The organism is Paenibacillus gansuensis (genome assembly GCF_042684925.1).
GTDB lineage: Bacteria > Bacillota > Bacilli > Paenibacillales > DY6 > Paenibacillus_N > Paenibacillus_N gansuensis.
This window is the reverse complement of record NZ_JBHUME010000015.1, coordinates 205200-228807: the sequence shown is the minus strand read 5'-3', so window position 1 is coordinate 228807 and position 23608 is coordinate 205200. Positions and strand designations below refer to the sequence as shown.

At 51.3% G+C, this 23608-nt stretch carries 29 protein-coding genes; 8 read left to right on the top strand and 21 right to left on the bottom strand.

The window, feature by feature from the left end; translation table 11 throughout:
* Positions 1-210: 210 nt before the first annotated feature.
* Positions 211-633: a GNAT family N-acetyltransferase gene (locus ACFSUF_RS22035; RefSeq protein WP_377606650.1), complete on the bottom strand. Its 423-nt coding sequence runs from the start codon at positions 631-633 to the stop codon at positions 211-213.
* A 283-nt stretch (positions 634-916) separates the two neighbouring features.
* Between ACFSUF_RS22035 and ACFSUF_RS22030 the strand changes: the two genes are divergently transcribed.
* Both ACFSUF_RS22030 and ACFSUF_RS22025 read left to right on the top strand, forming a co-directional pair.
* On the top strand, positions 917-1105 hold the full coding sequence (locus ACFSUF_RS22030) for a hypothetical protein (protein WP_377606648.1): 189 nt from the start codon (positions 917-919) through the stop codon (positions 1103-1105).
* 107 nt (positions 1106-1212) lie between these two features.
* Positions 1213-1827, top strand: a complete 615-nt coding sequence (locus ACFSUF_RS22025; RefSeq protein ID WP_377606646.1) for a superoxide dismutase — start codon at positions 1213-1215, stop codon at positions 1825-1827.
* A gap of 682 nt (positions 1828-2509) precedes the next feature.
* Here the strand turns inward: ACFSUF_RS22025 and mutY are convergent.
* Both mutY and ACFSUF_RS22015 read right to left on the bottom strand, forming a co-directional pair.
* Positions 2510-3658, bottom strand: a complete 1149-nt coding sequence (gene mutY, locus ACFSUF_RS22020) for an A/G-specific adenine glycosylase (protein ID WP_377606644.1) — start codon at positions 3656-3658, stop codon at positions 2510-2512.
* Positions 3659-3880: 222 nt separating this feature from the next.
* The gene (locus tag ACFSUF_RS22015) at positions 3881-4849 is read right to left on the bottom strand and encodes a helix-turn-helix transcriptional regulator (protein ID WP_377606642.1); all 969 of its coding nucleotides are present in this window, start codon (positions 4847-4849) and stop codon (positions 3881-3883) included.
* A gap of 121 nt (positions 4850-4970) precedes the next feature.
* Here ACFSUF_RS22015 and ACFSUF_RS22010 point away from each other — a divergent pair, with 121 nt between their 5' ends.
* Entirely contained in the window at positions 4971-5450 is a 480-nt protein-coding gene (locus tag ACFSUF_RS22010) for a hypothetical protein (protein WP_377606640.1), read from the top strand.
* 24 nt (positions 5451-5474) lie between these two features.
* Positions 5475-5951 (top strand): GyrI-like domain-containing protein, encoded by a 477-nt coding sequence (locus tag ACFSUF_RS22005; protein ID WP_377606638.1) that lies wholly within the window; start codon positions 5475-5477, stop codon positions 5949-5951.
* Positions 5952-6107: 156 nt separating this feature from the next.
* On the opposite strand, the gene ACFSUF_RS22000 is transcribed toward ACFSUF_RS22005, so the two are convergent.
* The 7 genes from ACFSUF_RS22000 to nadE form a co-directional block, all read right to left on the bottom strand.
* Positions 6108-6875 carry an ABC transporter permease gene (locus tag ACFSUF_RS22000; RefSeq protein WP_377606636.1) on the bottom strand — a complete coding sequence of 256 codons (768 nt, stop codon included), beginning with the start codon at positions 6873-6875 and terminating at the stop codon, positions 6108-6110.
* Positions 6876-7634: an ABC transporter ATP-binding protein gene (locus ACFSUF_RS21995; protein ID WP_377606634.1), complete on the bottom strand. Its 759-nt coding sequence runs from the start codon at positions 7632-7634 to the stop codon at positions 6876-6878.
* Positions 7635-7656: 22 nt separating this feature from the next.
* Complete coding sequence (locus ACFSUF_RS21990) at positions 7657-8523, bottom strand: pentapeptide repeat-containing protein (protein WP_377606633.1); 867 nt, start codon at positions 8521-8523, stop codon at positions 7657-7659.
* A gap of 14 nt (positions 8524-8537) precedes the next feature.
* Entirely contained in the window at positions 8538-8867 is a 330-nt protein-coding gene (locus ACFSUF_RS21985) for a PadR family transcriptional regulator (protein ID WP_377606631.1), read from the bottom strand.
* A gap of 187 nt (positions 8868-9054) precedes the next feature.
* On the bottom strand, positions 9055-10311 hold the full coding sequence (locus tag ACFSUF_RS21980) for an MFS transporter (RefSeq protein ID WP_377606629.1): 1257 nt from the start codon (positions 10309-10311) through the stop codon (positions 9055-9057).
* A 142-nt stretch (positions 10312-10453) separates the two neighbouring features.
* The gene (gene acpS, locus ACFSUF_RS21975; protein ID WP_377606627.1) at positions 10454-10846 is read right to left on the bottom strand and encodes a holo-ACP synthase; all 393 of its coding nucleotides are present in this window, start codon (positions 10844-10846) and stop codon (positions 10454-10456) included.
* 177 nt (positions 10847-11023) lie between these two features.
* The gene (gene nadE / locus ACFSUF_RS21970) at positions 11024-11833 is read right to left on the bottom strand and encodes an ammonia-dependent NAD(+) synthetase (RefSeq protein WP_377606625.1); all 810 of its coding nucleotides are present in this window, start codon (positions 11831-11833) and stop codon (positions 11024-11026) included.
* Between the two features lie 137 nt (positions 11834-11970).
* Here nadE and ACFSUF_RS21965 point away from each other — a divergent pair, with 137 nt between their 5' ends.
* The gene (locus tag ACFSUF_RS21965) at positions 11971-12681 is read left to right on the top strand and encodes a tyrosine-protein phosphatase (protein WP_377606623.1); all 711 of its coding nucleotides are present in this window, start codon (positions 11971-11973) and stop codon (positions 12679-12681) included.
* Between the two features lie 533 nt (positions 12682-13214).
* Here the strand turns inward: ACFSUF_RS21965 and ACFSUF_RS21960 are convergent.
* From ACFSUF_RS21960 to ACFSUF_RS21925, 8 genes are all read right to left on the bottom strand, one after another.
* Positions 13215-13649: a BrxA/BrxB family bacilliredoxin gene (locus ACFSUF_RS21960; RefSeq protein ID WP_377606621.1), complete on the bottom strand. Its 435-nt coding sequence runs from the start codon at positions 13647-13649 to the stop codon at positions 13215-13217.
* A gap of 112 nt (positions 13650-13761) precedes the next feature.
* Positions 13762-14127 carry a DUF3905 domain-containing protein gene (locus ACFSUF_RS21955; protein WP_377606620.1) on the bottom strand — a complete coding sequence of 122 codons (366 nt, stop codon included), beginning with the start codon at positions 14125-14127 and terminating at the stop codon, positions 13762-13764.
* Positions 14128-14154: 27 nt separating this feature from the next.
* Positions 14155-14289, bottom strand: a complete 135-nt coding sequence (locus ACFSUF_RS21950; RefSeq protein ID WP_377606618.1) for a hypothetical protein — start codon at positions 14287-14289, stop codon at positions 14155-14157.
* 180 nt (positions 14290-14469) lie between these two features.
* Positions 14470-14775 (bottom strand): thioredoxin, encoded by a 306-nt coding sequence (gene trxA, locus ACFSUF_RS21945; RefSeq protein WP_377606616.1) that lies wholly within the window; start codon positions 14773-14775, stop codon positions 14470-14472.
* Between the two features lie 91 nt (positions 14776-14866).
* The gene (locus tag ACFSUF_RS21940) at positions 14867-15175 is read right to left on the bottom strand and encodes a hypothetical protein (RefSeq protein WP_377606614.1); all 309 of its coding nucleotides are present in this window, start codon (positions 15173-15175) and stop codon (positions 14867-14869) included.
* Positions 15176-15316: 141 nt separating this feature from the next.
* Positions 15317-16066 (bottom strand): SDR family NAD(P)-dependent oxidoreductase, encoded by a 750-nt coding sequence (locus tag ACFSUF_RS21935; RefSeq protein ID WP_377606612.1) that lies wholly within the window; start codon positions 16064-16066, stop codon positions 15317-15319.
* A 17-nt stretch (positions 16067-16083) separates the two neighbouring features.
* Positions 16084-16425, bottom strand: coding sequence for a putative quinol monooxygenase (locus tag ACFSUF_RS21930; protein WP_377606610.1), 342 nt, complete (start codon positions 16423-16425; stop codon positions 16084-16086).
* A 195-nt stretch (positions 16426-16620) separates the two neighbouring features.
* Entirely contained in the window at positions 16621-16968 is a 348-nt protein-coding gene (locus ACFSUF_RS21925; RefSeq protein WP_377606608.1) for a winged helix-turn-helix transcriptional regulator, read from the bottom strand.
* Between the two features lie 195 nt (positions 16969-17163).
* On the opposite strand from ACFSUF_RS21925, the gene ACFSUF_RS21920 reads away from it, so the two are divergent.
* The 3 genes from ACFSUF_RS21920 to ACFSUF_RS21910 all read left to right on the top strand — a co-directional run bounded on the left by ACFSUF_RS21920 (position 17164) and on the right by ACFSUF_RS21910 (position 20540).
* A complete protein-coding gene (locus ACFSUF_RS21920) occupies positions 17164-18357 on the top strand; it encodes an MFS transporter (protein ID WP_377606606.1) in 1194 nt (397 codons plus the stop codon).
* 114 nt (positions 18358-18471) lie between these two features.
* The gene (locus ACFSUF_RS21915; RefSeq protein ID WP_377606604.1) at positions 18472-19749 is read left to right on the top strand and encodes a BaiN/RdsA family NAD(P)/FAD-dependent oxidoreductase; all 1278 of its coding nucleotides are present in this window, start codon (positions 18472-18474) and stop codon (positions 19747-19749) included.
* 269 nt (positions 19750-20018) lie between these two features.
* Positions 20019-20540, top strand: coding sequence for a type 1 glutamine amidotransferase domain-containing protein (locus ACFSUF_RS21910; RefSeq protein ID WP_377606756.1), 522 nt, complete (start codon positions 20019-20021; stop codon positions 20538-20540).
* A gap of 207 nt (positions 20541-20747) precedes the next feature.
* Here ACFSUF_RS21910 and ACFSUF_RS21905 read toward each other — a convergent pair whose 3' ends face one another.
* The 3 genes from ACFSUF_RS21905 to ACFSUF_RS21895 form a co-directional block, all read right to left on the bottom strand.
* Positions 20748-21149: a DNA/RNA helicase gene (locus ACFSUF_RS21905; protein ID WP_377606602.1), complete on the bottom strand. Its 402-nt coding sequence runs from the start codon at positions 21147-21149 to the stop codon at positions 20748-20750.
* A 147-nt stretch (positions 21150-21296) separates the two neighbouring features.
* Positions 21297-22268, bottom strand: coding sequence for a DUF1835 domain-containing protein (locus ACFSUF_RS21900; protein WP_377606600.1), 972 nt, complete (start codon positions 22266-22268; stop codon positions 21297-21299).
* An 83-nt stretch (positions 22269-22351) separates the two neighbouring features.
* Positions 22352-23605 carry an ABC transporter permease gene (locus tag ACFSUF_RS21895; RefSeq protein ID WP_377606599.1) on the bottom strand — a complete coding sequence of 418 codons (1254 nt, stop codon included), beginning with the start codon at positions 23603-23605 and terminating at the stop codon, positions 22352-22354.
* Positions 23606-23608: the final 3 nt, after the last annotated feature.

The following is a 23608-nucleotide window of genomic DNA, read 5'->3' as shown; positions in this document are numbered from 1 at the left end:
TTTTTCTTTATTCGGTTCACCTCAAGGCGCGATAAGGAAATTCAGGTACCTTCTTTCAGCAGAAGGTAGATGAATCCAATAAGTAACGCAATTGCGCCGCAAAATAGCGAAATCGGTTACCTTACCAAACAAAAAAAGCACACTCCGCCGCCCCGCAGGGCCTTAGAATCTGCTTAATCATCACAATATCAAAGCAAGTTGAAGCAGGAATTATCCGTTCATAATGCTGAGCTTGGAAAACGATCTTAGGAAATCGGTCGCTCTGTAACCAAGAGACTCATACAAAGGCAGGATGGGTTCATTGTGCGGGTCGGCCGTCACCAGAATGCGGCTGACTTTGCGCTGCACAAATTTCTGTTTTAAATTCTCCACCAGGGCTTTGCCAATGCCTCTGCGCTGATAGGCTTGTCCGACCGCGATACGGTAATAGTAACCTTTGTTGTTATCGATCGTTCCGATAATGATCCCGACGATTTGCTCGTCAGCTTCGGCTACAGTCACCAGGTCGCTGTCCCATTTCAGCTGTCTTGCAAGGGCCCCTATCGTTTCGTCGTAGCAGCTTTCCGTCAATACTTCAGCCAGCAATTCCGTTACCGGAGCGTAGTCTGATAATTGAAACGTACGTAGTAGCATCCTAAGTCTCTCCCACTTTGGAAAATTAGTTCTCCTGTCACGAATCGCTGTAACAGAAACGACAAAACTCTTTTTAATTGTAAAAAAAACAGCGAAAAAGTCAAGAGAATGTTAACGAGAGGTTAATAGAGGCGTGAAAACGCTTTAAAATGACGTAAACAGGCTTATTTCGGTTGTTTTTGAACAAAAATGGGGTTTACGATGAAAAAAAAGAATATTTTTCCTGCAAAAAAAGCATCCTATTCTTGGTGTTTCAAAGCTTGCAAGGAGGTGTAAAAGATAGATGGACCAAGGATACGAAGGCAGAAGTTTTCCCGAATTGATGGATGTCCGGTTTGAGCAGTGGGAACAGCACGAGCTGGAACATCATCACCGGATGATGAGCGATTACTCCCCTTGGCTGAACGCGCAAGGAACTTCGCTGCACAGCGATATCATTAAAGAAATTGTAAACCGCGGAGGCGTGCAGTGACTTTCGAAACATAAATGTTGATTTTATATCTTAATTGAGTGATAATGAGATTGAATCTGCTGCATCGTAACGATGGCAGCCAATACATATCCGGGAGGTAGTTAACCATGGCATTCGAATTACCGGCATTACCTTATGCTAACAATGCTCTTGAGCCTCACATCGACGCTCAGACAATGGAAATCCACCACGACCGTCACCACAACACTTACGTGACTAACCTGAACGCAGCTTTGGAAGGTCATGCCGACCTTCAGAATAAATCGATCGAAGATCTGATCGCGAACCTGGACGCTGTTCCGGAGAACATCCGCGGCGCTGTCCGCAACAACGGCGGCGGCCACGCGAACCACTCCCTGTTCTGGGAAGTAATCGGACCTAACGGCGGCGGCGAGCCGACTGGCGCACTGGCTGATGCCATCAACAGCGAGCTTGGCGGATTCGCGAAGTTCAAAGAAGATTTCACAAAAGCAGGCGCAACCCGCTTCGGAAGCGGCTGGGCATGGCTTAGCGTAACGAAAGACGGCAAACTGGAAGTTTCCAGCACGCCTAACCAAGACAGCCCGATCATGGAAGGCAAGACACCGATCCTTGGTATGGACGTTTGGGAGCACGCTTACTACCTGAAGTACCAGAACAAGCGCCCTGATTACATGAACGCTTTCTTCAACGTAATTAACTGGGATGCAGTAGCTCAGCGTTACGCTGCGGCTAAGAAGTAATATTGATTTGCGGACCCCGGCCTTTGGCCGGGGTTTTTGTGTTGGGTTGGGTAGTTGGGTTCCATCCTTGGGCGGCGGGTTCTGGCTGCAGGCGGAGGCTGTGGAACTGGTTGGTTGTTTAGGTGAGCGGCTAGGTAGAACTGCTGGTTCTTTGCATGGGCTGATAAGTAGGTGATGATTAGGCGGTTGCTTTGCACAGCTCCGTGACTAGGTGTCATTGCGCCAAGGCACCGTCCGTGGGTGAGTGATTTGTTGGTGATCGGCTTGCTACATAAGCGTGGATGGTAACTAGTGTGATTGAATGGTTCTAAGGCGGCAATAAAGGTACTTAAGTCCACCCCTTGCCGGCTAACGAATCTGAGACACCTTATTTGGTGGTTTTTGAGTAACTTTTGATTCTAACGAACTTTGGTATCGTTATTTACCCTGTTACAGGGGTTATAAGCTCAATAACAAGCAAATAAGATGGCTGGAGTTCGTTAGAGTTTTGAAACGTCAGTTTTGGGTGAAATAGCGTGTCTGGAGTTCGTTAGCTGAACCGTTCAGCGGAAAGAGACGGATGCGAAGATTGGGATTAGGCTAGAGAGGCTTTGTCTTGCTAGATTGGGGCCAAAATACTATAAAACACCGGCAGGTTAAGCCCCCATAAGGGCAAATAACCTGCCGGTGCTGTGGTGTGAAGCTATGCGCCCGAGTCCTCGAGATATCGAGAGATGATGCGCAGGAACACGTTCGGGAACGCGTACTCCCGCCACGTATGGGCATCGACCCATACGTAATCGGCCGGGAGGCTCCGTTCCGCGGAACGGGAAGCCGCGCCGGCCGCGCCGGGCAGGCCCGGGGCCAGCTCGCACACGTACACGCCCATATTCCAATGAATATGGCTGAACGTGTGCTCGGCCTCCATCAGCCAGTGCAGCGGCTGAAGGCGCAGCCCGGCCTCCGCGGCCAGAGCGGCTTCGAGCGCGTCAGCGCCCGCTCCGCCGCCGCTGACAGCATACGCTGGCTCAGGGGACAGCACGTGCGGCAGTTCCCACATCCGCGCCAGCAGCCCGGTCTCCGGGCGCTGGCGGATGAGGAACTGCCCGGCGCGCTCGCCCGAGCCGCGGATCAAAGCCGCAAGCCGCGCTTCCGGGCGCGGGGGCTTGGCTTTCTTCTTGATGGGCAGCGACTCTTCCTTGCCCTCGAGCCGGCCCGCGCAATGCTCCATCACCGGGCAGGTGAGGCAGTGCGGCGATTTCGGCGTACAGACCAGCGCGCCCAGTTCCATCAGCGCCTGCGTGAAATCCCCCGCATGCCCCTCCGGGAACAGCTCGCTGACCAGGTTCTCCATGCGGACGCGGGTGCTGACCTTCATAATATCCTCTTCGATTAGGAAGTATCGGGACAGCACACGCATTACATTTCCGTCCACCGCAGGCACCGGTTTATTGTAAGCAATACTAAGGATCGCGCCGGTGGTGTACGGCCCCACTCCTTTGAGCGCCGACACCTCCTCCTTCGTATCCGGCACCACGCCTCCGTAGCTTTCTTTTACCTCGCGCACAGCGGACTGGAGGTTTCTAGCCCTGGAATAGTAACCCAGCCCCTCCCAAGCCTTCAACACTTCGTCCTCCGGCGCATCCGCCAGCGCTTCAATCGTCGGAAACTTCTCTATGAACCGCTGAAAATAAGGCTTGACCGTCTCCACTCTAGTTTGCTGCAGCATGATCTCGGAAACCCAGATGTAGTAAGGATTTCTGTGCCTGCGCCACGGCAGGTCCCTGCGATGAACCAAATACCATTCCAACAAACTCCGGCTAAAAAATTGCTGATTCTCCACTGCATTCATTGTCTATTTTCATGCTTGTACGGATTAGCGACACTCTTTGCCATGCCCGTCAAGCCCTCTCCCCTGTAGTTTACGAACCCCATTATAGCCGATTTCTCAGTCTAGCGACAGGTCAGTGCTTCAGTATAAAAAGGGAGAGTCACAACACATACTTGGCTGCCGGCGGTTTCGCCGCTTCAGCTACTTCTTTGTTTATTAGTGGGGGCTCAGCGTATATTGTTGTTAACATGTTGGCGGCACCCCTAAACGTTCTTCCAAAATCACGCGCAGCTCATCGGGAATCCGTTCGAACTGGACCCCTTTCCCCAGAAATAAAAGCCAATCCGCATAGTACGCCAGCGAATCAACATCGGTCACATCCAGTTGCATATTGAAGATTCCGCTGGACTGAAACATCCCGGTAAACGATAACATAATTCCCGGTGGGTGCATGCGTTTAAAACGCTGAATCCCAGTCGCATCAAGCTTCACAACAAGATTGGACTCACGTGCAAAAAGCAGTTTCTTGCTTAAAATCTCTTGCTCTGACCACTTCAACTCCCGTTCAGAAATTGCCGAATCCCGCAGCATGACAACAGGCAAATAACGAAACTCATCCGTATCAAGATCATAAACCTCGGCCAGCCACTGAGCGTTCGAGTTGAATATATGCAGCAAATAAACGTCCATCAATTGCGGCCAGCCAGGACTCAGCTCATAAGTCAAGCGCAGGTGTTTATCCCGAACGGCAAGCGAAATCAGCTGGTTCAGCTCCTCAGGCGCTGCATCATCAAGCTCCAACAGATTCGGATTGGAAGGATTTGTGTTTTCAAAAAGCAAGATATTATTCAGCTCGATCAGCTCGTCTTGCTGGGCTTGCGATGCAATGCCTATGAGTTTTTCAGTGATGGAGCGGCGATTATGCAGATAAGGCAGCTGCGAATTTTTCGATGCGATAAAGCTGATAAATATCGCTTTCAGCTCTTCTGACGTGAATCGGACGGAGGGCAAATACTGATTTTGCAGGACATCATATCCGCCGCCTCGCCCGCGCTCGGTCGTCAGCGGAAATCCCATTGCCTGAATCTCGTTAATATCGCGTATTGCCGTTGCCCGGGAAATCTTGAACTCCCGCTGAATCTCGGCAATCGTAAAATGCGAGCGGTTATTGATGTAGCGCATGATCAGGTTTACTCGTTCTGTTTTGTTCATGATTGTATTGTACCAAAAAAGCAGCCGAAAACACGAAGATGAAAATAAAACGTATCATTTTTTGATACATTCCGAAAGTAGAATCAATCTTGTAAAACCAACCCGCAAAGGAGAGAATCACATGACTACCTATTCTATCAAAACCATCTCGGAAAAATACAAAATGACTGCTTTCGGTGTTACACTTGAAGACTACAACGACTGGGCAGGCAATGCAGCAAAAACGGCAGCGAAAAAAGCTGAAATCACGGAAAACAACAAGCTTGCAGAACTTCTCGCACTCGCAGACGGGCAAGAATATCAAATTAATTACGTCATCGCAGGCAAGGCTTGGCGCGGCTTCGGCGTGATGGGCGAATTCGACGTGGAAGGCGCGGAAGTCCTTGATTTTCTCGCTGGCGACTACCTCGTCGTGCCTGGAACAGGCGCTGACAAAGACCGCTTAGCTGACGAAATTACCGGCAATGTTTTCGGCGGCATGCTGCAAGGAATCACGGACTACAAATATGTTGGTCCTGGTAATTCAACATTTGTGAAAGCAGCTGAAAACGGTGAATTCTACGGCGAAATGTGGCTTCGTGTAAAAAAAGTCGAAGGCTAATTTCTGAATATAAGGAGAACCCCCATGGTAAATTACTCACTGGAACACAAAAAATCATTCACATTGACCGCTTATGGTTTTTCAATCCAATCGAATTTTCAAGACATGCAGGCTTTGCAAAAGGAAAAAGCGGAGTTTTGGGGCGGGCTCAAAGCTGACGGGCGTTTTGATAAACTCAAAAAAGCCGCAAAGGACGATCGCGAATGGTCAGTTAACGAAGTTTATCAAGGTAAACCTTGGAATTATTTTGGGGTACTAGCTGGCAAATCAGTGGCAGACGCAACGCGTCTCATCGAGTTTCCAGAGAGCGAGTACATCGTGGTCGCAGGAACCGGCGATAAGGAAACTTTGTTTGATCAACTGACTTACCGTGCTTTTGGTGAAGTCTTGTCCCAAATCACTGACTATGCTTACATCGGCGGTCCAAATGCGACTTATCGAAAAGATAACGGAGACGGCACATTCTACGGCGAATTTTGGGTCCCTGTAGTTAAAAAATAAAAACAAATGACGTTTTGCTTACTTGCAACAAGGAAAGCTTCGGAGATGGGAACCTGCAAATACTGGATAAACATTGAAAAGCCCAGTCTCAACACTCAACGTAGTGTCAGACTGGGCTTTTCTATTTTAGTGTTTTTTTTCAACTTCCACATAGAATCAAAACCTCTTCTTATAAACCCTCATAGCAAAATAGTAAGCTACCACTAAAATTGCCGCGCACCAAGCAAGAGCGGTCCACACATCGCTGCCCACCGGCTGGCCTGATAACAAAGCGCGGATGGCTTCGACGATGGAGGTTACCGGCTGATTTTCGGCAAAGGCACGAACGACCTTAGTCATGGACTCGGTCGGCACGAAGGCCGAACTGATAAACGGAAGAAAGATAATCGGATAGGAGAAGGCGCTGGCGCCATCCACCGATTTGGCCGACAGGCCTGCAATGACAGCAACCCAGGTTAAAGCCAGTGTGAACAGCATGAGGATGCCGGCTACCGCAAACCATTCCAGAATGCCGGCCGAGGAACGGAAGCCCAATAACAACGCTACAAGAATGATTACGACAACCGAGATGGCGTTGGACACTAGAGAGGTCAGCACATGGCCCCACAGTAGGGTAGAACGGGAAATCGGCATGGAGTGAAATCGTTCAAAAATCCCTTTTTGCACATCCATGAACAGACGGTAAGACGTATAGGAAATCCCTGTAGCAATGGCAATCAGCAGGATGCCGGGCAGCAGGTAATTCACATAGTTATCCGTTCCGGTTTGAATGGCTCCGCCGAAGACGTAAACGAACAGCAGCATAAACATGATGGGCATTACCGTGACCGTGACAATGGTGTCCATACTGCGGGTAATGTGACGCATGGAACGTCCCAGCATAACCCCCACATCGTTAACAAAATGTTTCTTTACCGTTTCCATTTACGCTCCCTCCTTCTTGCCGATGATGGATAGGAAAATCTCTTCCAAAGACGGCTGTTTCTCCACATATTCCACTTTGGCCGACGGGAACAGCTTCTTTAAGTCTGAAAGTGTGCCGTTGGCAATAATTTTACCTTGATGCAAAATAGCGATCTTATCAGCAAGCTGTTCCGCTTCCTCTAGATACTGTGTGGTCAGGAACACCGTAGTCCCGCTGTCTGCAAGCTCCTTTACGATTTTCCATACCTCGATGCGCGCCTCCGGGTCCAGCCCTGTGGTCGGCTCGTCGAGAAAAATAATTTGCGGGCTTCCGACAAGGCTCAAAGCGATGTCGAGCCTTCTGCGCATACCTCCCGAGTAGGTGGACGCCCTCCGGTCGGCGGCTTCCGTCAAACCGAACCGCTTCAGCAAATCATCCGCAACCTGACGAGGCTGCTTGAGGTATCGCAGTTTGGCGATCATAATCAGGTTCTCCCGCCCGGTCAGCAATTCATCCACGGCCGCATACTGCCCTGTCAAACTGATTGACTGCCGAACATGGTCCGGTTTGGACGCCACATCGAACCCGTTGACGGTGGCGCTCCCGCTGTCTTGCTTCAGCAGTGTGGTGAGAATTTTGACAACGGTCGTCTTGCCCGCGCCATTGGAGCCCAGCAAGGCAAAGATGCTGCCCTTCTCCACCTCGAAATCTACACCTTTCAGGACTTGGAGCTCTTTGTAAGACTTGTGCAAGCCTTTCACTTGAATGGACTTGTTCATCCTCTTCCCTCCTCTTCCTCTGTTATCTGACAATCACGTTGGACAGGTCGACTTCCATTCCTTTGAGCGATGCATAGGTCAACTTATCCATCACTGCGCCGTCAAAATTGATTGTTTTGAGCGCACGATAAAACTTTTTGGATAAGGTAAAGCCCGCTTGAAAAGAAACATCCTTTAAGACCGCTCCTTTGAACGATGCGTCCGTCAGAGCCGACTTCTCGAACTTGACGCCGATAAACGTTTGCCCGTCGAAGTTTTGGCCCGTGAGATCGGACATTTTAAATTCCACACCTTCGAACACACAATTAGCAAACACGGTTTTCTTCAGGTCCGTCGTATTGAGCTTCACATCGGTTAATCTGGCGTTGGCAAATTGAACCCGGTCCAGGCCGGAGGCAGTGAAGTTGGTGCGCACCAGAATAGATTTGTTAAAACTCGCGTCCGAAAGGTCCAGCGCCGAAAAGTTACAGTCAGTGAGGTTTGCGCCGTCAAACTTCGCTTCCCGCACATCGCTGCCGGCAAACGTGCTGCCCGTCAAGTCTGCGTTTGAAAAATCCGATCCCCGCAGCGCGCTCCCTGAGAATTTCCCTTTATGCACGGTCACGCCGGCAAAATCGCTTCCATGCAAATTACTCGCGCTGAAGTTCGTCACCACTTGACGCTGCAGCGAACGGGAAAGATTGGCAACCTCCTGCACCGTCTGTTCGATATCACCAATGCTGTCGATGGTCATCTCAAAAGCTGTATTTTCGTCTTTGCCCTCTTCTACAAGCTCACGGAACCGCTGCTGCAGATCGGCGTGCAGATCCGACTTCAATTCATCTACACTCTTCACCCCATCGTATGGTGCGAAGACTCCGTTTACATAGCTGGTCAGTTTCTGATTCAAAACATCCACTCTCCTCATAGTAAGTTTTCGAGGACGCGCTTGGCGTACTCCCAATTGTTCTTGTTGCGTTCGTAAGATTCTCTGCCCTTGTTCGTGATCCTGAAATATTTCCGCCGGCCGCCTTGGGATTCGTCTCCCCAATACCACTCGATGTCGCCTTCTGCCTCTAGGCGCCTGACGCTGGAGTACATGGTCGCTTCTTTTAGTTCATATTCCCCGCCTGAACGCTCCGCAATCAACTTGACGATTTCGTACCCGTATCGGTCCGCTTCGGATAGAAGCCGTAAAATCATCGTATCGGTATGCCCGCGCAGCAGGTCTGAAGTTAGTTTGTTTTCGCTCATTTCATCACCCCGCATCTGTATAATACAACACACTACTATGTCAGTCAAGGTACTTTTATAAATAAAATACTTTTTGGGCTTTTATACTATGTTCAGCAGCTTGCAATTGGATACGCGGAATACGAAAAAAGGCCGATCTTATGAGATCGACCCTTTGGTATACGGTGGCTTGGAGACAGGTAACGCTCTACCGCGTCCGCCATAAAGCGGTGCGAAGCAGCAGAGCAAACAAAACCAGGTTGAATGCGGCGGAGGCGATAAAGACGGAAGAGGCGCCCAGGTCCTGAATCATATAGCCGGAGATCATCATCGCAACGGGCATGCCGACCCGGTATAACATCCCTGTGATGCCGCTGATGCGGCCGATCAAATGGACCGGGGTCTGTTCATGGCGGAAGGTGTTCGCACATACGGCATAAACGGTCATGGCAAACCCATTGGCCAGCAAGGCAGGAAGGAGCATGTATACATTTGACGATGCAAACATCCCCAGGTAGGACAGGCCGTTTACCAAAGCCGAACAACCGAACAGCACCCCTATGCCGAACTTTGTGCGCAGCCTGCCGACGAACAGGCTTGCTGCCAAGCCCCCGACCCCGCTGACAGACAGCACCAGCGCGAGCAGGGAATCCGATAAATGAAGATCGTCTTTAGCGTAAAAGATCAGCGTCGTCCCCACCACCGTCATCGTACAATTCAGCCCCATAATGAAGAGCGTCATCGTTCCCATCAACCGGTTGGCCCGGAACGCTTTCCAGCCTTCCCGCAGATCTTCCCACATCGTACCGTGCGTCACCCTGGCGTCCTGCCCTTGGTTGAGCCTGAGCTGAAACAGCAGCAAAACACAGATTAAATAAGCCGCCGCCGTCATGAGCAGCCCGTCGTATAAATGAGCCAGCATAAGAATCAACCCGGAAAGGGCCGGTCCCATCACCCCGAAAAACGTATCAACCAAGGAAAACTTCGCATTCGCCTGAGTCAGTTGCTGGCCCGGAACAGCAAGCTTGGTCAGACTCATCTGGGCATTAAAATACCCGTAATTAAACGTCATCAACAGAAACCCGATCAGGTAGTATAAGAAAAAATAAGGCGAACCGGACCGGACCAGCAGCACTAACGCAATCAGCAGCACGGCTTGGGCACCCACCATGGAGATGACCCAGGTTTTTTTGTTGACACGGTCCACGATCACTCCGATAAACACGGCGAAGAAAAAGTTCGGAAGCAGCTCCGCCGTGCGCATTTGAGCCATGGCCACGGAGGAATGCGTCAGTTCGTACATGAGGAGCGGCAGAACCAGCTCGTAAATTTTATTCCCGAACGTGAGCAGAATGCTGGATAACAATAAAATAGCAAACGAATTCAACCGGCGCAGCGGACGCATCCCCTTGTTTCTCTGCCGGTTTGCGGATGTGTCGGATGATTGTTGTATGGCGGCGTCCATGCTTGATGTATCCCCTTTTGCACAAAAAGTCTCTTGTAGTACAGCGTATGGCAGGATTGTAGCACAGTCCCCCTGAAACAAAAACAGAAGAAACCGGAGGCCCGGTTTCTTCTTTTCGCTAAGCAGTGCATGGCACGCTCTATTACTCTTGTTCGGCTACAGCAAACGAGGAAGCAAGGAACTCGCTGTGGGTAATGCTGATATGAATCCGCAGCGGTTCGCCCGACAACCCCAGCCTTTGCAGCGCAGCTTCACTCAACTTGCAGACAGGTTTGCCCGCATCGTCCGGCAAAATCTCCACATCGTGGAAACCGGCCTTGCGGCCGATGCCGCAGCCCAGTGCCTTGACGATCGCTTCCTTGGCGGAAAAACGGCCGGCGACAAACTCGGTCAAGCGTCCGCTCGCTTTTTCTTTGGCATATTCATATTCCGCTTCCGTCAGCACTCTGCGCATAAACATATCGCTGTACCGCTGCCGGAGCGCTTTATCGATTCTTCTGATTTCTATTACATCATGTCCGATTCCGATAATCATGGCTGTTGGCGTCCCTCATTTGCTTAAAATTTGGCGCTACCCTCAAGTCTACACGATTCGGCCGGGATTTAAAACGAAATAGGCAAAAATTGGGCATTGGGACCGATGAAGCATGCAGAGAAATGACAGAAAAAGGCTGTTCCCTTCGCAAAGGAAACAACCTTAGTTCATTCTGCTTTAAATACCCGGTATCGGCACGCGCTTGTGCTCTGTTCTCAGGTATTGTTTCTCAAGCTTTTCCCGTGCTTCGGCAGGCACGTCTTTGCCTTCCAGGTAGTCGCTGTTGTCATCGTAAGTGATGCCAAGCTCCTTCTCATCCGTCTGGCCTTCCCAAAGGCCGGCTGTCGGAGCTTTCTCGAGCACGCTCTTAGGCACGCCCAGCTTGGCAGCCAGCTGCCGGACCTGGCGCTTGTTCAGCGAGCTCAACGGGGTAATATCCACAGCACCGTCGCCATACTTGGTGAAGAAACCGGTGATCGCCTCAGACGCATGGTCAGTGCCTACCACCAGCAGGTTCAAGTCAAACGCAAGCGCATACTGAGTGACCATCCGCATGCGGGCTTTGATATTGCCCTTCGCCTCTTTGCTTATGTGGCGGTGGATGCCCAGTCTTTTGTATCCGTGCTCTACTTCCAGAGCCACTTCGTCCACCGGTTCCTCAATGTTGGTTTCTACCGTATGCTCAAGGTTAAATGCTTTGGCCGTTTCGTAGCTGTGCGCGATATCCGTTTGCTCCCCATATGGCTGAAACACACCCAAGGTCATGTAATCCTGGCCGGTTTCGGCTTTGAGCTCGTCGGTAGCCATTTTGCACAGCCCTGTTGCCACCGCGCTGTCGATCCCCCCGCTGATCGCGATCAGCAAGCCGCTGGTACGGGACTTCTTCACATAGTCTTTCAAGAAATCGACTCTCTTGCGGATTTCCTCATCCACATCAATAACCGGCTTCACTCCGAGTTTCGCAATGATCTCCTGCTGCAGGCTCATCGAAAACACCTCTTTCTCTAGTATTCTCTTAGTATAATTCAGCGGACCGAGACTTCAAGTAGATTTTACCCTGATCCTTTGTTACGATAACGAGACAATGGTTTCCTTTTACAGTCAATACATAGGAGGTAGCAGCTATGATCGATATTCACTGCCACATTCTGCCCGGAGTCGATGACGGCGCCAAAACGCTGGAAGAATCCGTCGGCATGGCTAGACTGGCCTATGAAGACGGGGTTCGCGCGATCATCGCCACCCCGCACTTTACCGATTCACTGCGTGTCAAACGTGAAACCGTGCTGCGGCTGACTGCCGATGTGCAGGACGCGCTTGAGCTTGCCGGCATTCCTCTGAAGGTTTACCCGGGAAATGAGCTCCGGCTGGAAAGCTTCGACTTTGTGAAGGAACAGGTCAGGCACCAGTCGTTCTGTTACCTCGGCCGCAACGGTAACTTCGTGCTGCTGGAACAGCGCTGGGCAGAGTATACTGACTCTACGCCGGAGGTTATCCGCTGGTTTGCGGACCAAGGCGTTCAGCCCATCATCCCACACCCGGAGCGTCATATCTTCTTCCGCACGGAGCCGCAGCTTCTGCTTGACTGCCTCGAAGCCGGAGCCTGGACCCAGGTTTCCGCCGACAGCCTGATCGGCAAAAACAGCAAGGAAGCGGAAGAGTTCGCTTATTGGATGATCGACGGGAATTATGTACACACTCTCGCCACTGATGCCCATAACCTGATCCGCAAACCGAACCTCTCGGAAGGCTTCGCGCGTGTCCGCCAAAGAGGCGGAGCAAAGCAGGCGGAGGCCATTATGGAGCGGATGAACTTCATATGGAGCGAGTTGTAGGGCAGCCGGTTCGTTGTTTGAGCCAGGTTAGCTTCGCTTAGACAATTTAGCTGCTCCAATAAGCTGAGGGAGGCTCCCCCTCCACCATTATGGTAATGAAATTCGCTATTCGGTCGCCAAATTACGCTATTTTGACGTTTTTTCACACTTATGCTTGGGTAAACGACACTGATTTTCCTTAATCGGTAGTCGGATATACAGAATAAGGAAAATCATAGCCCAATATATCCAGGCCGGCTGCCAAAAGGCATCATTTATGGTAATGGAGCAGCAAAATAAGGAAAATCGGTACCAAAGCAGCAAACCGGATGCAGCGAAAAACTAAAGAACTGGAAGAACTGGAAGAACTGGAAGAACTGCAAGAACTGCAAGAACTGGAAGAACTGCAAGAACTGGAAAAACGGGCAGAACTGACAGAACTGACAGAACTTACAAAGCATGCAGAGTTCGCAAAGCTTGCAGAGCTTGCAAACCTTACAAGCGTGCACTTAAAAAAATACCTCCCCCTTCAACGAAGGCGGGAGATATTTGTGTTAGTCTACGTACTTATCGAAAGCTTGCGACAGGTCAGCCGCGATCTCGTCGGCGGAACGGTTCTCGATCTGATGGCGTTCGATGAAATGCACCAGCTCGCCGTTCTTGAACACTGCGATGGAAGGAGAAGACGGCGGGTATGGAGCAAGATATTCTCTTGCTTTCGCCGTAGCCTCTTTGTCCTGGCCCGCAAACACGGTGTACAGGTTGTTCGGCACTTTGGAGTTCTGCAGGGCACGCGCCACGCCTGGACGGCATTGGCCCGCAGCGCATCCGCATACGGAGTTGATGACCAGCAGCGTGGTACCATCCGCGTTCGGAATAGATTCCTCTACTTGTTCCGGGGTGCGCAGTTCCGTAATCCCGATTCTCGTCAGGTCGTCGCGCATCGGCTGAACCATATCAAGCATATATCGTTCAAAAGACATATTCATGTACCTTCACTCCTCTATGGAAATTAACTATAGAAAGCATTGCAGCTTACTTCCTATTATACATCCCCGGGAAGTGAAAGCAAAGCAGGTAAACCCTATCTGCAGCGGAAACTTACCCTCGTTCCTCTTCCTTTTCATGCGGTTCCAGATTATATGCCTGATAAGCGGCATCCTTATCCGGGTGCATGTAAATCCCCGCCTGCGGCGCAATGCCCCGCTCAAAATAATCCCGGTTTTCAGAAGTATGATAGCCTACATCTTTGTAGGGATGCACCCATTCATCGCCCGCCATGACGGCCGGATCCGTCTCCGTGCTCCACTGCTCCAGCGGTGAATCAGGAGACGCATAATCATGATCACCGATCAGCACCCCGTGTGAGTTGATGAAAGGGTTCCGGGGACCGAGCTTCCCATGAAATTCAGGCAAAAAGTTGATCTCATACGGATCCAAATCGTTGCGATTCTTGAAGTTATCCATTCCCCGGAACCTCCTTCGATGGTTCGCTTATACGGACGGGCGGTTTTCCCCGTCGAGTTTTTTGTCATAACCCGCATCGCCCGGTTGGACGGTTTGCGTCACTTTTTTGGAGTTTTCGCGGGCTTGCTCCTGCTGCGCTTTAGAATCATTTTTGTTAGCCATGGCTGATGAAGTCTCCTTTATCGTTGGTCTGGTATTCCTTCCGTACCGTAGTATGTCTATTTAGGGAGAAATGAATACGGATTCCCCGTGAACGCCAAAAAACCCGAAGGAGATATGCTCCTTCGGGTGTGGGGGGGGATAATTCCGTGTGTTGACTGTGTTTACATGCGAGTTGCCGGATTAAGCCAGTTTAGCGGCTAAAGACTCTTTGCTTTGCAGGCCTACCAGCTTGTTTTGAAGCTCGCCGTCTTTGAAGATCAGCAGGGTAGGAATGCTCATAATGCCGTATTCGGAAGCCAGTTCAGGCTGGTCGTCGACATTTACTTTTGTAATATTCGCTTGGCCTTTCAGCTCTTCCGCGAGTTCTTCTACGATAGGCAGCTGAATTTTGCAAGGACCGCACCATGGCGCCCAGAAATCGACCAAAGTTGTGCCAGAAGCGATTGTATCTTTAAACGTATCTTTCGTTAACGCTGTTGCTCCCATTGTCACTCATCCTTTCATATAACGGAATACTTATATTATGCTTCTTTCACTTACTTTTGTCAAGCGGCTACTTAATAGTTAGTTTAAAATATCAGCCTTCCGTCACATCTGCGCTCAATGCGCTTGCGACTTCCGCGATTTTGGGAATGACCGCTTCATTCGTGCCGGACACATACAGGTCTCCTTGGTAATGCCGGAACGGGATTTGTGCGCCCTCCAGGCTCCACATAAAGAAATCCCCCTCGATGGACATCGTGGTTTCGCCTTTTACAGTGAACACCGTGGTGTAAGTGAAATCCGGCTGCGACGCAAAATAGGCTTTGCATTCTTCCAATGAAATGGTGCTCGGACGTGTGCTGCTATCTTGAAAAGATCTGGTGATTTTGTATCGCTGGGCCATGGCTGCCTCCTGAAATGAATTCAACTACAGTTTGCCACCATTTTAGCACTTCCGCTCCACAACCGCCAACAACGCATACAAAGCGAAAAAACAACCCTCCCGGGACCAACCGGAAGGGCCGTTACTGTACTCATTCAGCTGTTAATATTGTCCCGCTCCGCCGTCCACCGAAAGTTCGATGCCCGTAATGTAGCTGCTGTCATCGGAAGACAGGAACTTAACTGCATTTGCAATATCTTCAGGCGTTCCTATTCTGCCTAATGTAGTCTTAGTTTTCATGAATTCCAGCACACCAGGCAAAGCTTCTTTGCCGAACAACGACTCGTAAGCAGGCGTGTTAATATACCCCGGATGCACAACATTTACGCGGATTTGCGTTTCTTTCAGATCCAGAATCCAGCTGCGCACCAGCTGGCGGATCGCCGCTTTCGTAGCGCCGTAAACGCTGAATGCAGGATCCCCTTGGGTTGCTGTCAGAGAACCGGTAATTATAATGGAACCAACCTTGCCAGGGAACAGCGGCAGCGCTTTTTGCACCGTAAAAATCGTTCCCTTCACATTCACATCAAACGTCTTATCGTAATGGTCTTCGCTAATCTCACCCAATGGAGCAAAACTTCCCAGCCCTGCGTTAGCAAAAAGAAAATCCAGATGGCCCTTCTCGCGCTTCACGGTTTCGAACAGTTTGTCGAGATCCTCCAGATTGGACACGTCACCCTGCACCCCGGTTACGTTAGCTCCGATCAGTTTTACAGCCGCATCAAGCTCGCTTTGTCTCCGCCCTGTGATAAACACATGAGCGCCTTCCCGAGCATACATCATCGCCGCTCCTAGGCCGATTCCGCTCGTTCCGCCTGTAACTACCGCCACTTTTCCTTCAAATAATCCCATAATTGTAATGCCTCCTTTTAGTGCCGTTTACCGGCTGTTAGATTACTTCCCCATTCACCTGTCGGGACAAGCCAATTCATCGTTCTGCCTACCATAATTTCAGCAGCTTGCTGATTAGGCGTTTCACGGTAAGGCTTAGTTGCTTCTTCCGCAAGCCATGTTTCTCTGGAGCAATTCCAGATTTCATAAAAAACAACTTCATCCGGATTGTCGATATCTTCATGAACGATGGCGTTCACAAACGTGCTTTCCTGAGACATTCTATCGAAAAGAGGCACCAATATTTGCATGAACTTCTCTTTCATATTCGGTTTTAAAGTAAATCTTGCTACAATGACGATTTGATCTGTAGTAGCCATGATCTCATCTCCCTTCCCTGTGGTTTTGGTATGCTGTCCTGCACAAGTGCTATTATGACCCCTTAAATACAAAAAGAATAGTACGTACTTTTTTGTGATATAGTCACCTTTTAGTTACAATTGGGCTCCAGAACAGAAAAAAAACGCACCCGCGTGATACGGCTGCGTTAGGATTATGCACAATCAGGGCACTGCTTATTCCGCGTTCAAAATTTGAAATTCACCTTCAGCGAAATTTTGTTCGGCGTACGCCCCTCCCCATTTGCAAAGCTGCCTCATAATCGGCTCAAGCGACCGCCCCAATTCAGTCGTCGAGTATTCGACTTTAGGCGGAACCTGATTGTAGGATTTCCGGTTAATCACGCCGTCGGTCTCGAGGTCCCTCAATGTTTGCACCAGCATTTTTTGAGTGATGGAAGGGATCAGCCGTTTCAACTCGCTCGTACGTTTCGGCCCTTTGAGCAGATAATATAAAATCAAGGATTTCCATTTGCCCCCGATAATGTCCAGAGTGATTTCCAGGTCGCAATGATAAATTTTCATATTTCACCTCTCCAAGTCAAAACGTTTCCGTCTATTGTAACTACTCTTACGTTATCTGTATAGATGCTCTTAAAAACAGTATGATAACAATTATCACTTTTTGGTACCTATATAACAAAAAAGTGGGTACTTCCATTAATGAAGTATATCGATCATACTTCTCTTCTACAACTACAGTTTTAGAAGGAGAGAGACATGAATACAAGAAAACCATCATGGTTCGTATTTATAATAGCCTTGGGACTTTTCAGTGTGATCAACACCGAATTCGGTGTTATCGGTACATTTCCGCATATTACGGAGAAATACAATATCAGCGTTTCCCAGGCGGGGATGCTTGTCAGCTTGTTCGCACTGACGATAGCGGTGTTTGGCCCGTTTGTAACTCTGGTCCTTTCCAAGTACAACCGGAAATATATGATGTCGGTTGTTCTAGGGGTGTTTGCTGCCGCCAATTTGGCATCCGCTTTTGCCCCTACTTTTTCTGCCTTACTTCTGTTCCGTATCATTCCCGCTTTCTTTCACCCGGTTTACTTCTCTTTAGCATTTGTTTCGGCAGCAAGCTTCTATGCAAGCGATCAAGCTATGAAATCTGCAGCCAAAGTATTTACCGGAGGGACGGTCGGAATCGTTATCGGCGTTCCAATTACCTCTTTTCTGGCGGATCACTATTCGCTCGGAGCGGCGTTTCTCTTTTCTGCGCTAGTAAATATCATTGCGCTCATCGGGTTTCTTCTCTGGATTCCCAATATGCCGGCGGGTCAACAGGCATCCTACGGGTCACAGTTAAAAGTGTTGGCTAAACCACGCTTATGGCTTCATATTGCTACCATTATTTTGACGCTTGCGGCCATGTTCTCGGTGTTTAGTTATTTTTCGGAATATATGACCGCCGTAACCAAGATGAACAGCCAATGGATCAGTATTATGCTGATTGTGTTCGGAGCCAGCGGCGTCATCGGAAACTTGCAGGCAGGCAGATTGCTAAGTAAAAACAGAGTCTGGACCGCAGCTGCGTTTCCGCTGGCCCTTGCTTTCATTTATCTTCTTCTATATGTGTCAGGGGAGTCTGTCCTTCCTATGGTACTTCTAATAGTCCTTTGGGGAGTCGTGCATACAGGAGGATTCATTATCAGCCAAGCATGGTTGACTATGGAAACGACGGAGGCTCCGGAGTTTGGAACCAGCCTGTTCGTATCTTTTTCTAATTTAGGGATTTCTCTAGGAACCGCAGCCGGAGGCTGGTTTATTACAAGATGGGGTACGCATCAAATTGCATGGAGCGGCATCCTGTTCCTCGCCGCCTCCCTTGCACTGATTTTACTGAAGGTAACTCTGGATAAAAGGCAGTCCCGTCCAGCGGCAAAACCAAGCACTCCTGCCGCCTGATCTGCCAGAGTCCCTGCGCTTTCCATCTACATCTTACTCTGCTACAATGACGATGTTATGGGAAGGATTGTCTTATAGACGTTTATCTCATTGAGATCGCATAAGGAGTATAGTATGGCATATGACGTAATTGTAATCGGCGGCGGTCCGTCCGGACTGATGGCCTGCATAGCGGCGGCGGAGCAAGGCGCGAGTGTGCTGCTTGTGGATAAAGGCGACAAACTGGGGCGCAAGCTTGGCATCAGCGGCGGCGGCCGGTGTAATGTAACGAACAATAAAGAGCTGGATGAGCTCGTAAAACATATCCCCGGTAACGGGCGTTTTCTTTACAGCGCGTTCAACACGTTCAGCAACCGGGATATTATCGCGTTTTTCGAGGGGCTCGGGATCAAGCTCAAAGAGGAAGACCGGGGACGCATGTTCCCGGTTTCCGACCGTGCAAAGACGGTAGTCGACGCGCTGGTCGGCAAGGTACGGGCGCTCGGCGTGGAGTTCAAAACGAACGCGCCGGTGGCCCGCGTGCTGTACGACGGCGGCCATGTGAGCGGCGTAAAGCTCAAGTCCGGCGCGGTGCTGGAAAGCCGGTGCGTGGTGATCGCTACCGGAGGCAAGTCGGTGCCCCATACGGGCTCGACCGGCGACGGCTATGCCTGGGCGGAGGAAGCGGGGCACACGGTGACGGAGCTGTACCCGACTGAGGTTCCGATCACGTCGGGGGATGACTTTGTGCGCTCGCGGGAGCTGCAAGGGCTCTCGCTGCGGGACATTACCCTTTCGGTGTGGAACCCGAAAGGGAAGCGGATCGTGGAGCATGAGGGCGACATGATCTTCACGCATTTTGGTGTGTCGGGACCCGCGGCGCTGCGCTGCAGCCAGTTCGTGGTCAAGGCGCTTAAGGCTGCGGGCAGCGGCGGTACGGTGCGCCTGACCGTGGATTTGTTCCCGGACAAGTCTGTGGAGGACGTCCGGGTGGAGACGCTTCGGCTTGCGGAGGCCGAGCCGAAGAAGGCGGTCAAGAATGTGCTCAAAGGGCTGCTGCCCGAGCGCATGATTCCGGTGCTGCTCCGCAAGGCGGGGCTGGCCGAGGATGTGACGTTCGCTAACATCCCGAAGCAGCCGTGGGCGGAGCTGGCGGAGCTGATAAAGGCGTTCCCGATCGAGGCCAAAGGCACGCTGTCGATTGAGGAAGCTTTCGTCACCGGCGGAGGCGTATACTTGAAAGAGGTCGATCCCAAGACGATGGAATCGAAGCTGATGCCAGGCTTGTTTTTTTGCGGCGAGGTGCTCGACATCCACGGCTATACGGGCGGCTACAACATCACGGCGGCTTTTACTACAGGCTACAATGCAGGCAAAAGCGCGGCGGAAACAGCGGCTTGGGCTCGCGGGTAAATGGGACCGAATTAATAAGGCTAATGATGGCTTTGAGTGCTGATTTCGGCCATTTGCAGGCTGTTAGTGATACCACATATGACTAACTAGTCTTCTTCGGTTGGTTAGTGGTATGGCATATGACTAACTGGGGCTGAAAACGGGTTGATGGTGGCTTTGAGCGCTGATTTCAATGCGCGGCGTCTGCTTGGACGGGCTCTTTTTGGGGTAAAGCTATGTAACTTACCTAAATGGAGGCGACTGAGATGGATGCGGATGTACAGCAAAATGTGAAAAAAGTAGCGTTTTTGGTGGCGGACGGGTTTGAGGATTCCGAAATGCAGAACCCCTACGAGGCGATGACGAAGGCAGGCCACGAGGCGGTCATCATCAGTCTGGAACGGGATGCGGAGCTGAAAGGAAAAAAGGGAACTGTGACCTACACCTCCCATCTAAGCGCCAGTCAGGCCAAAGCGAGCGATTATGCAGCCGTCATCATACCCGGAGGGTCTTCGCCCGAGAAGCTGCGGGGCGATACGGCTATACAGAATTTTGTAAAAGAGGCTGACCGGGCCGGTACACCGATTTCAGCGATCTGCCATGGCCCGCAAGTGCTGGCATCCGCCGGCTTGCTGCGAGACCGGACATTGACCGGGTATTCCGGCATTCAAGATGAGATCCGCCAGGCCGGAGGCAGCTTTGTTGATCAGGAAGTGGTGGTGGACCGCAACCTGGTGACCTCGCGTTCGCCGAAGGACGAGCCGGCTTTTATTGAAGAGACCTTGAATAAAATCGGGGTCAATGCGTATTGAAATCAGATGAAAATAAAACCCCTCACATTCGAGGGGTTTTATTTCATATATACTCTAGGATCGCCTAGCTGATTGCTGGTTTCTTCTAATTCTTTGGACAAACGGGAAGAGTTGTCTTCACCGAGTAAATCTTGGTATCGTTTTTCCATGTTTTTGGATGTCGCCAGAGCGTTAAGGACATTCACCGATGGCGGTATTAATTGCTGATTAGGCGTGAACGTCACCCGACATAAAATTCATGCTGTCGTCTGTCGGGTCAAGCTCCTTGTCCCTCTGCTGAACTTCACTCTCATCCGCACGCGCGTACTGCTCGTCATCCACCCAGTCCTCGTTGACTACATGCGCCGGAATCAACAAGGAATCCATGCCGTAAGCGGAGTTATGAACAGCAGCGTCGCTCAGGCCGTGAGGCTCCTCGATCAATCTCGCCCCATAAGACTGGGCGATTTGCAATGCGGAAGGCAGATCGTCATTATGCAGATGCAAATGAAGCGACGGTCGTTCCGCATCATCATGAAGTACGGCGGAATAATCAAGCTCCGTTAATGTATCATAGGCTTTATGTGCGGACAATTCGTCCGCAAATTCAAACAAAATGGCGTTGTGCATGCGATCCATCATCCCTTCCATTTCGGGTAACCCGTCAGTGACGATTTCTTTTGGCGTCGCGGCGTACCCGGTTTATGGTTATAGGTTGTCCTTCAGGTTATCCAATTATTTACCACAAGGAAGGGAGGAAGAAACTTTGGCAGCAGACTAGCCTTTTGGATTCTTCATAAGATGGATGCCGCCCAGCCACCGGTCGATGCCGTTCAAATCCGCTGCATTCGCTTCCCCCCGCATGGCTTGCAGGCCGCTTTCTGTGATAGAAACCTGATAGGCATCCAGTTTGGGGGCAGGACCGTATCGTGGCAGCTTCGCCGGCCCTTCCACTGCGATCAGCGGGCGGGAACCGGATCTCATCCGGTCGAGGTAGCACCAGCACTGCAAGTCGCCCAGGCCATAGCTCGTGTTGAGCCGGCTGACTGCTTGGAAGAGCGGGGCCAGCGTAAGCGGACCTTCCGCCGCCAGCAGCGCCAGCGTCTGCCGTTCCACCCGCCCGAGCCCGGTTGAGGGATCGGGGAAGCGCTCCAAGTGAAGCTTGAGCGCCTCGCTGAGGAACGGCAGCGCCGTGAGGTCCCGCCTTAGCAAAGCGGGGACTGCCTCGGGGTCGGCGGAGGCATAGGCCCGCCACCCCTCCGCGCCAAGCCCGAGCTGCTCCGCGGTCACCGGCTGCGGTGACCCGAGCAGGCCTTTCAGCTGCGCTTCCGACAGCTGGCCCAAGCCGTAAAACGGCTCGATCCCGGGGAAGCTGCCGATCTGCAGCAGCTGCAGCTTCCCCGCGGGCACGCGCAGACGCCGCAGCCGGTCGAGCAGGTACAGCAGCAGTGCCTGGTCGAACAAGTCATGTTCGAACCAGAGCACGATGCGGCTGTACGCCTCGCCGCTGCCAAGCAGCGCCTGCTGTTCCCGCAGGGCGGACTTGAATTCGTCCGCGGGCACGCCCATGGCCGCCTCGAACCAGGCGGCCCGACGGTCCGTGAAGGCCTCTTCGTCCAAATCGGCCTGTATCGGACCGTCGGTGAGCATTTCACGCCATGCCATCACGATGGCGTTCTCCCCTTGCAGCATCCGCTTCAGCTTGTCCGCAACGGAATCTCCGTTCGTAATATGCAGATCAGGTTTCATCTTTCGAACCTCTTTTCTTCAGTAAGTATCGCACCGCACTGGACATGTTGTCCGCTATGTCAGCTTGCCCGCCCGGCGCCGCCCTACCCGCGCTTCCCGCTCAACGAGCTGAAGAGCATGATGACTGCCACGATGACATATTGAAGCAGCACGCCTGCGGCGACGGTCAACAGCATGCCGGATACGGTCAGAGCTGAGAACCCCGCCGCAATACTAAGCAGCAGAAAGCCGGGGAGCATGAGCCAAAACACCATTTTCTTGGATGCCTCAGTCAGGTCCGCCTCTTTCCAGCGGAACAGCTTCATAAAAGCCGAACCAGCCAAGTCCCGCCAAAACAAGGACAGCCAAAACGCCATCGACAAACCCAGCAACGGCCAAACGATCCACACGATCATTCGGGGCAGCACCCACAAGACGAACAATCCTATAAATGTGAGCTGAGCGTACATCTGCACATGCGTCCGGCTGCGCAGGAACGACTTGATGCCCATCTCCGCCAGGCCGTTTACGGGTGTACGATGCCGGAACAGCATTTGGGAATGGCGGAATAACAGCGGTTTCCGGCGGGGACGCCTCACCTTCCGGTCCGTGAATTGCGCGAGCAGCAGCGCCGCCAGCCGCATACGGATCTCTCCTTCCGCCTGCACATCCTCCAAAAACGTGCCCTCCTGCCTGATCCGCAAACCCGCTAAACGCAAGCCTGCTGCTATCACCGCTAACAGCAACGGAAAGCACCATAAAGGTTGATGAACCAACAGCCACGATACGATGAAACTATACACGCACCCGGCCGCGGCATAAATTAAAACCGATGCCCCCAATTTCGGCCAAAAAGCCATCCTATACCGAAGCCGGTTCCTGATTAACGCCAGCACAAACGTTATGGAAGCCGTAAACAGGCCAAACAGCACCACTCCGGCTCCGTCATAACCATAATGTCCAATCAAAAAAGGGGCCAAAACCCCGGCCATAAACAGCGAAGCCACCATCTGCAGGGTAAAAGAATACATAAGCCCGCCGCGCCTCAAATGAGGAAGCCACACTTTATTCCGCATCAAAAGCAGCTGGTCGGCGGGCTCGACAAACAACCGGAGCGTTCCCATCCAGACCGGCTGAAACACAAGAGCCGCAATGAAGGTTAAAGGAAGTTTTTCGATCCAAACGGGTATTTCTTTCCACCAGTCCAGATAGATTTTGACGGCAAAAAACAGCAGCGGCACCACTAGATATAAAGCAACTGTCCAATCGACTGCTATCCGCAGGCTCCGGTACTGGAACGCTGCATTTTCACGCAATCTCCTCCGCAGCAGCCTTGAAGGGGTCATCATTTTATCCATCCC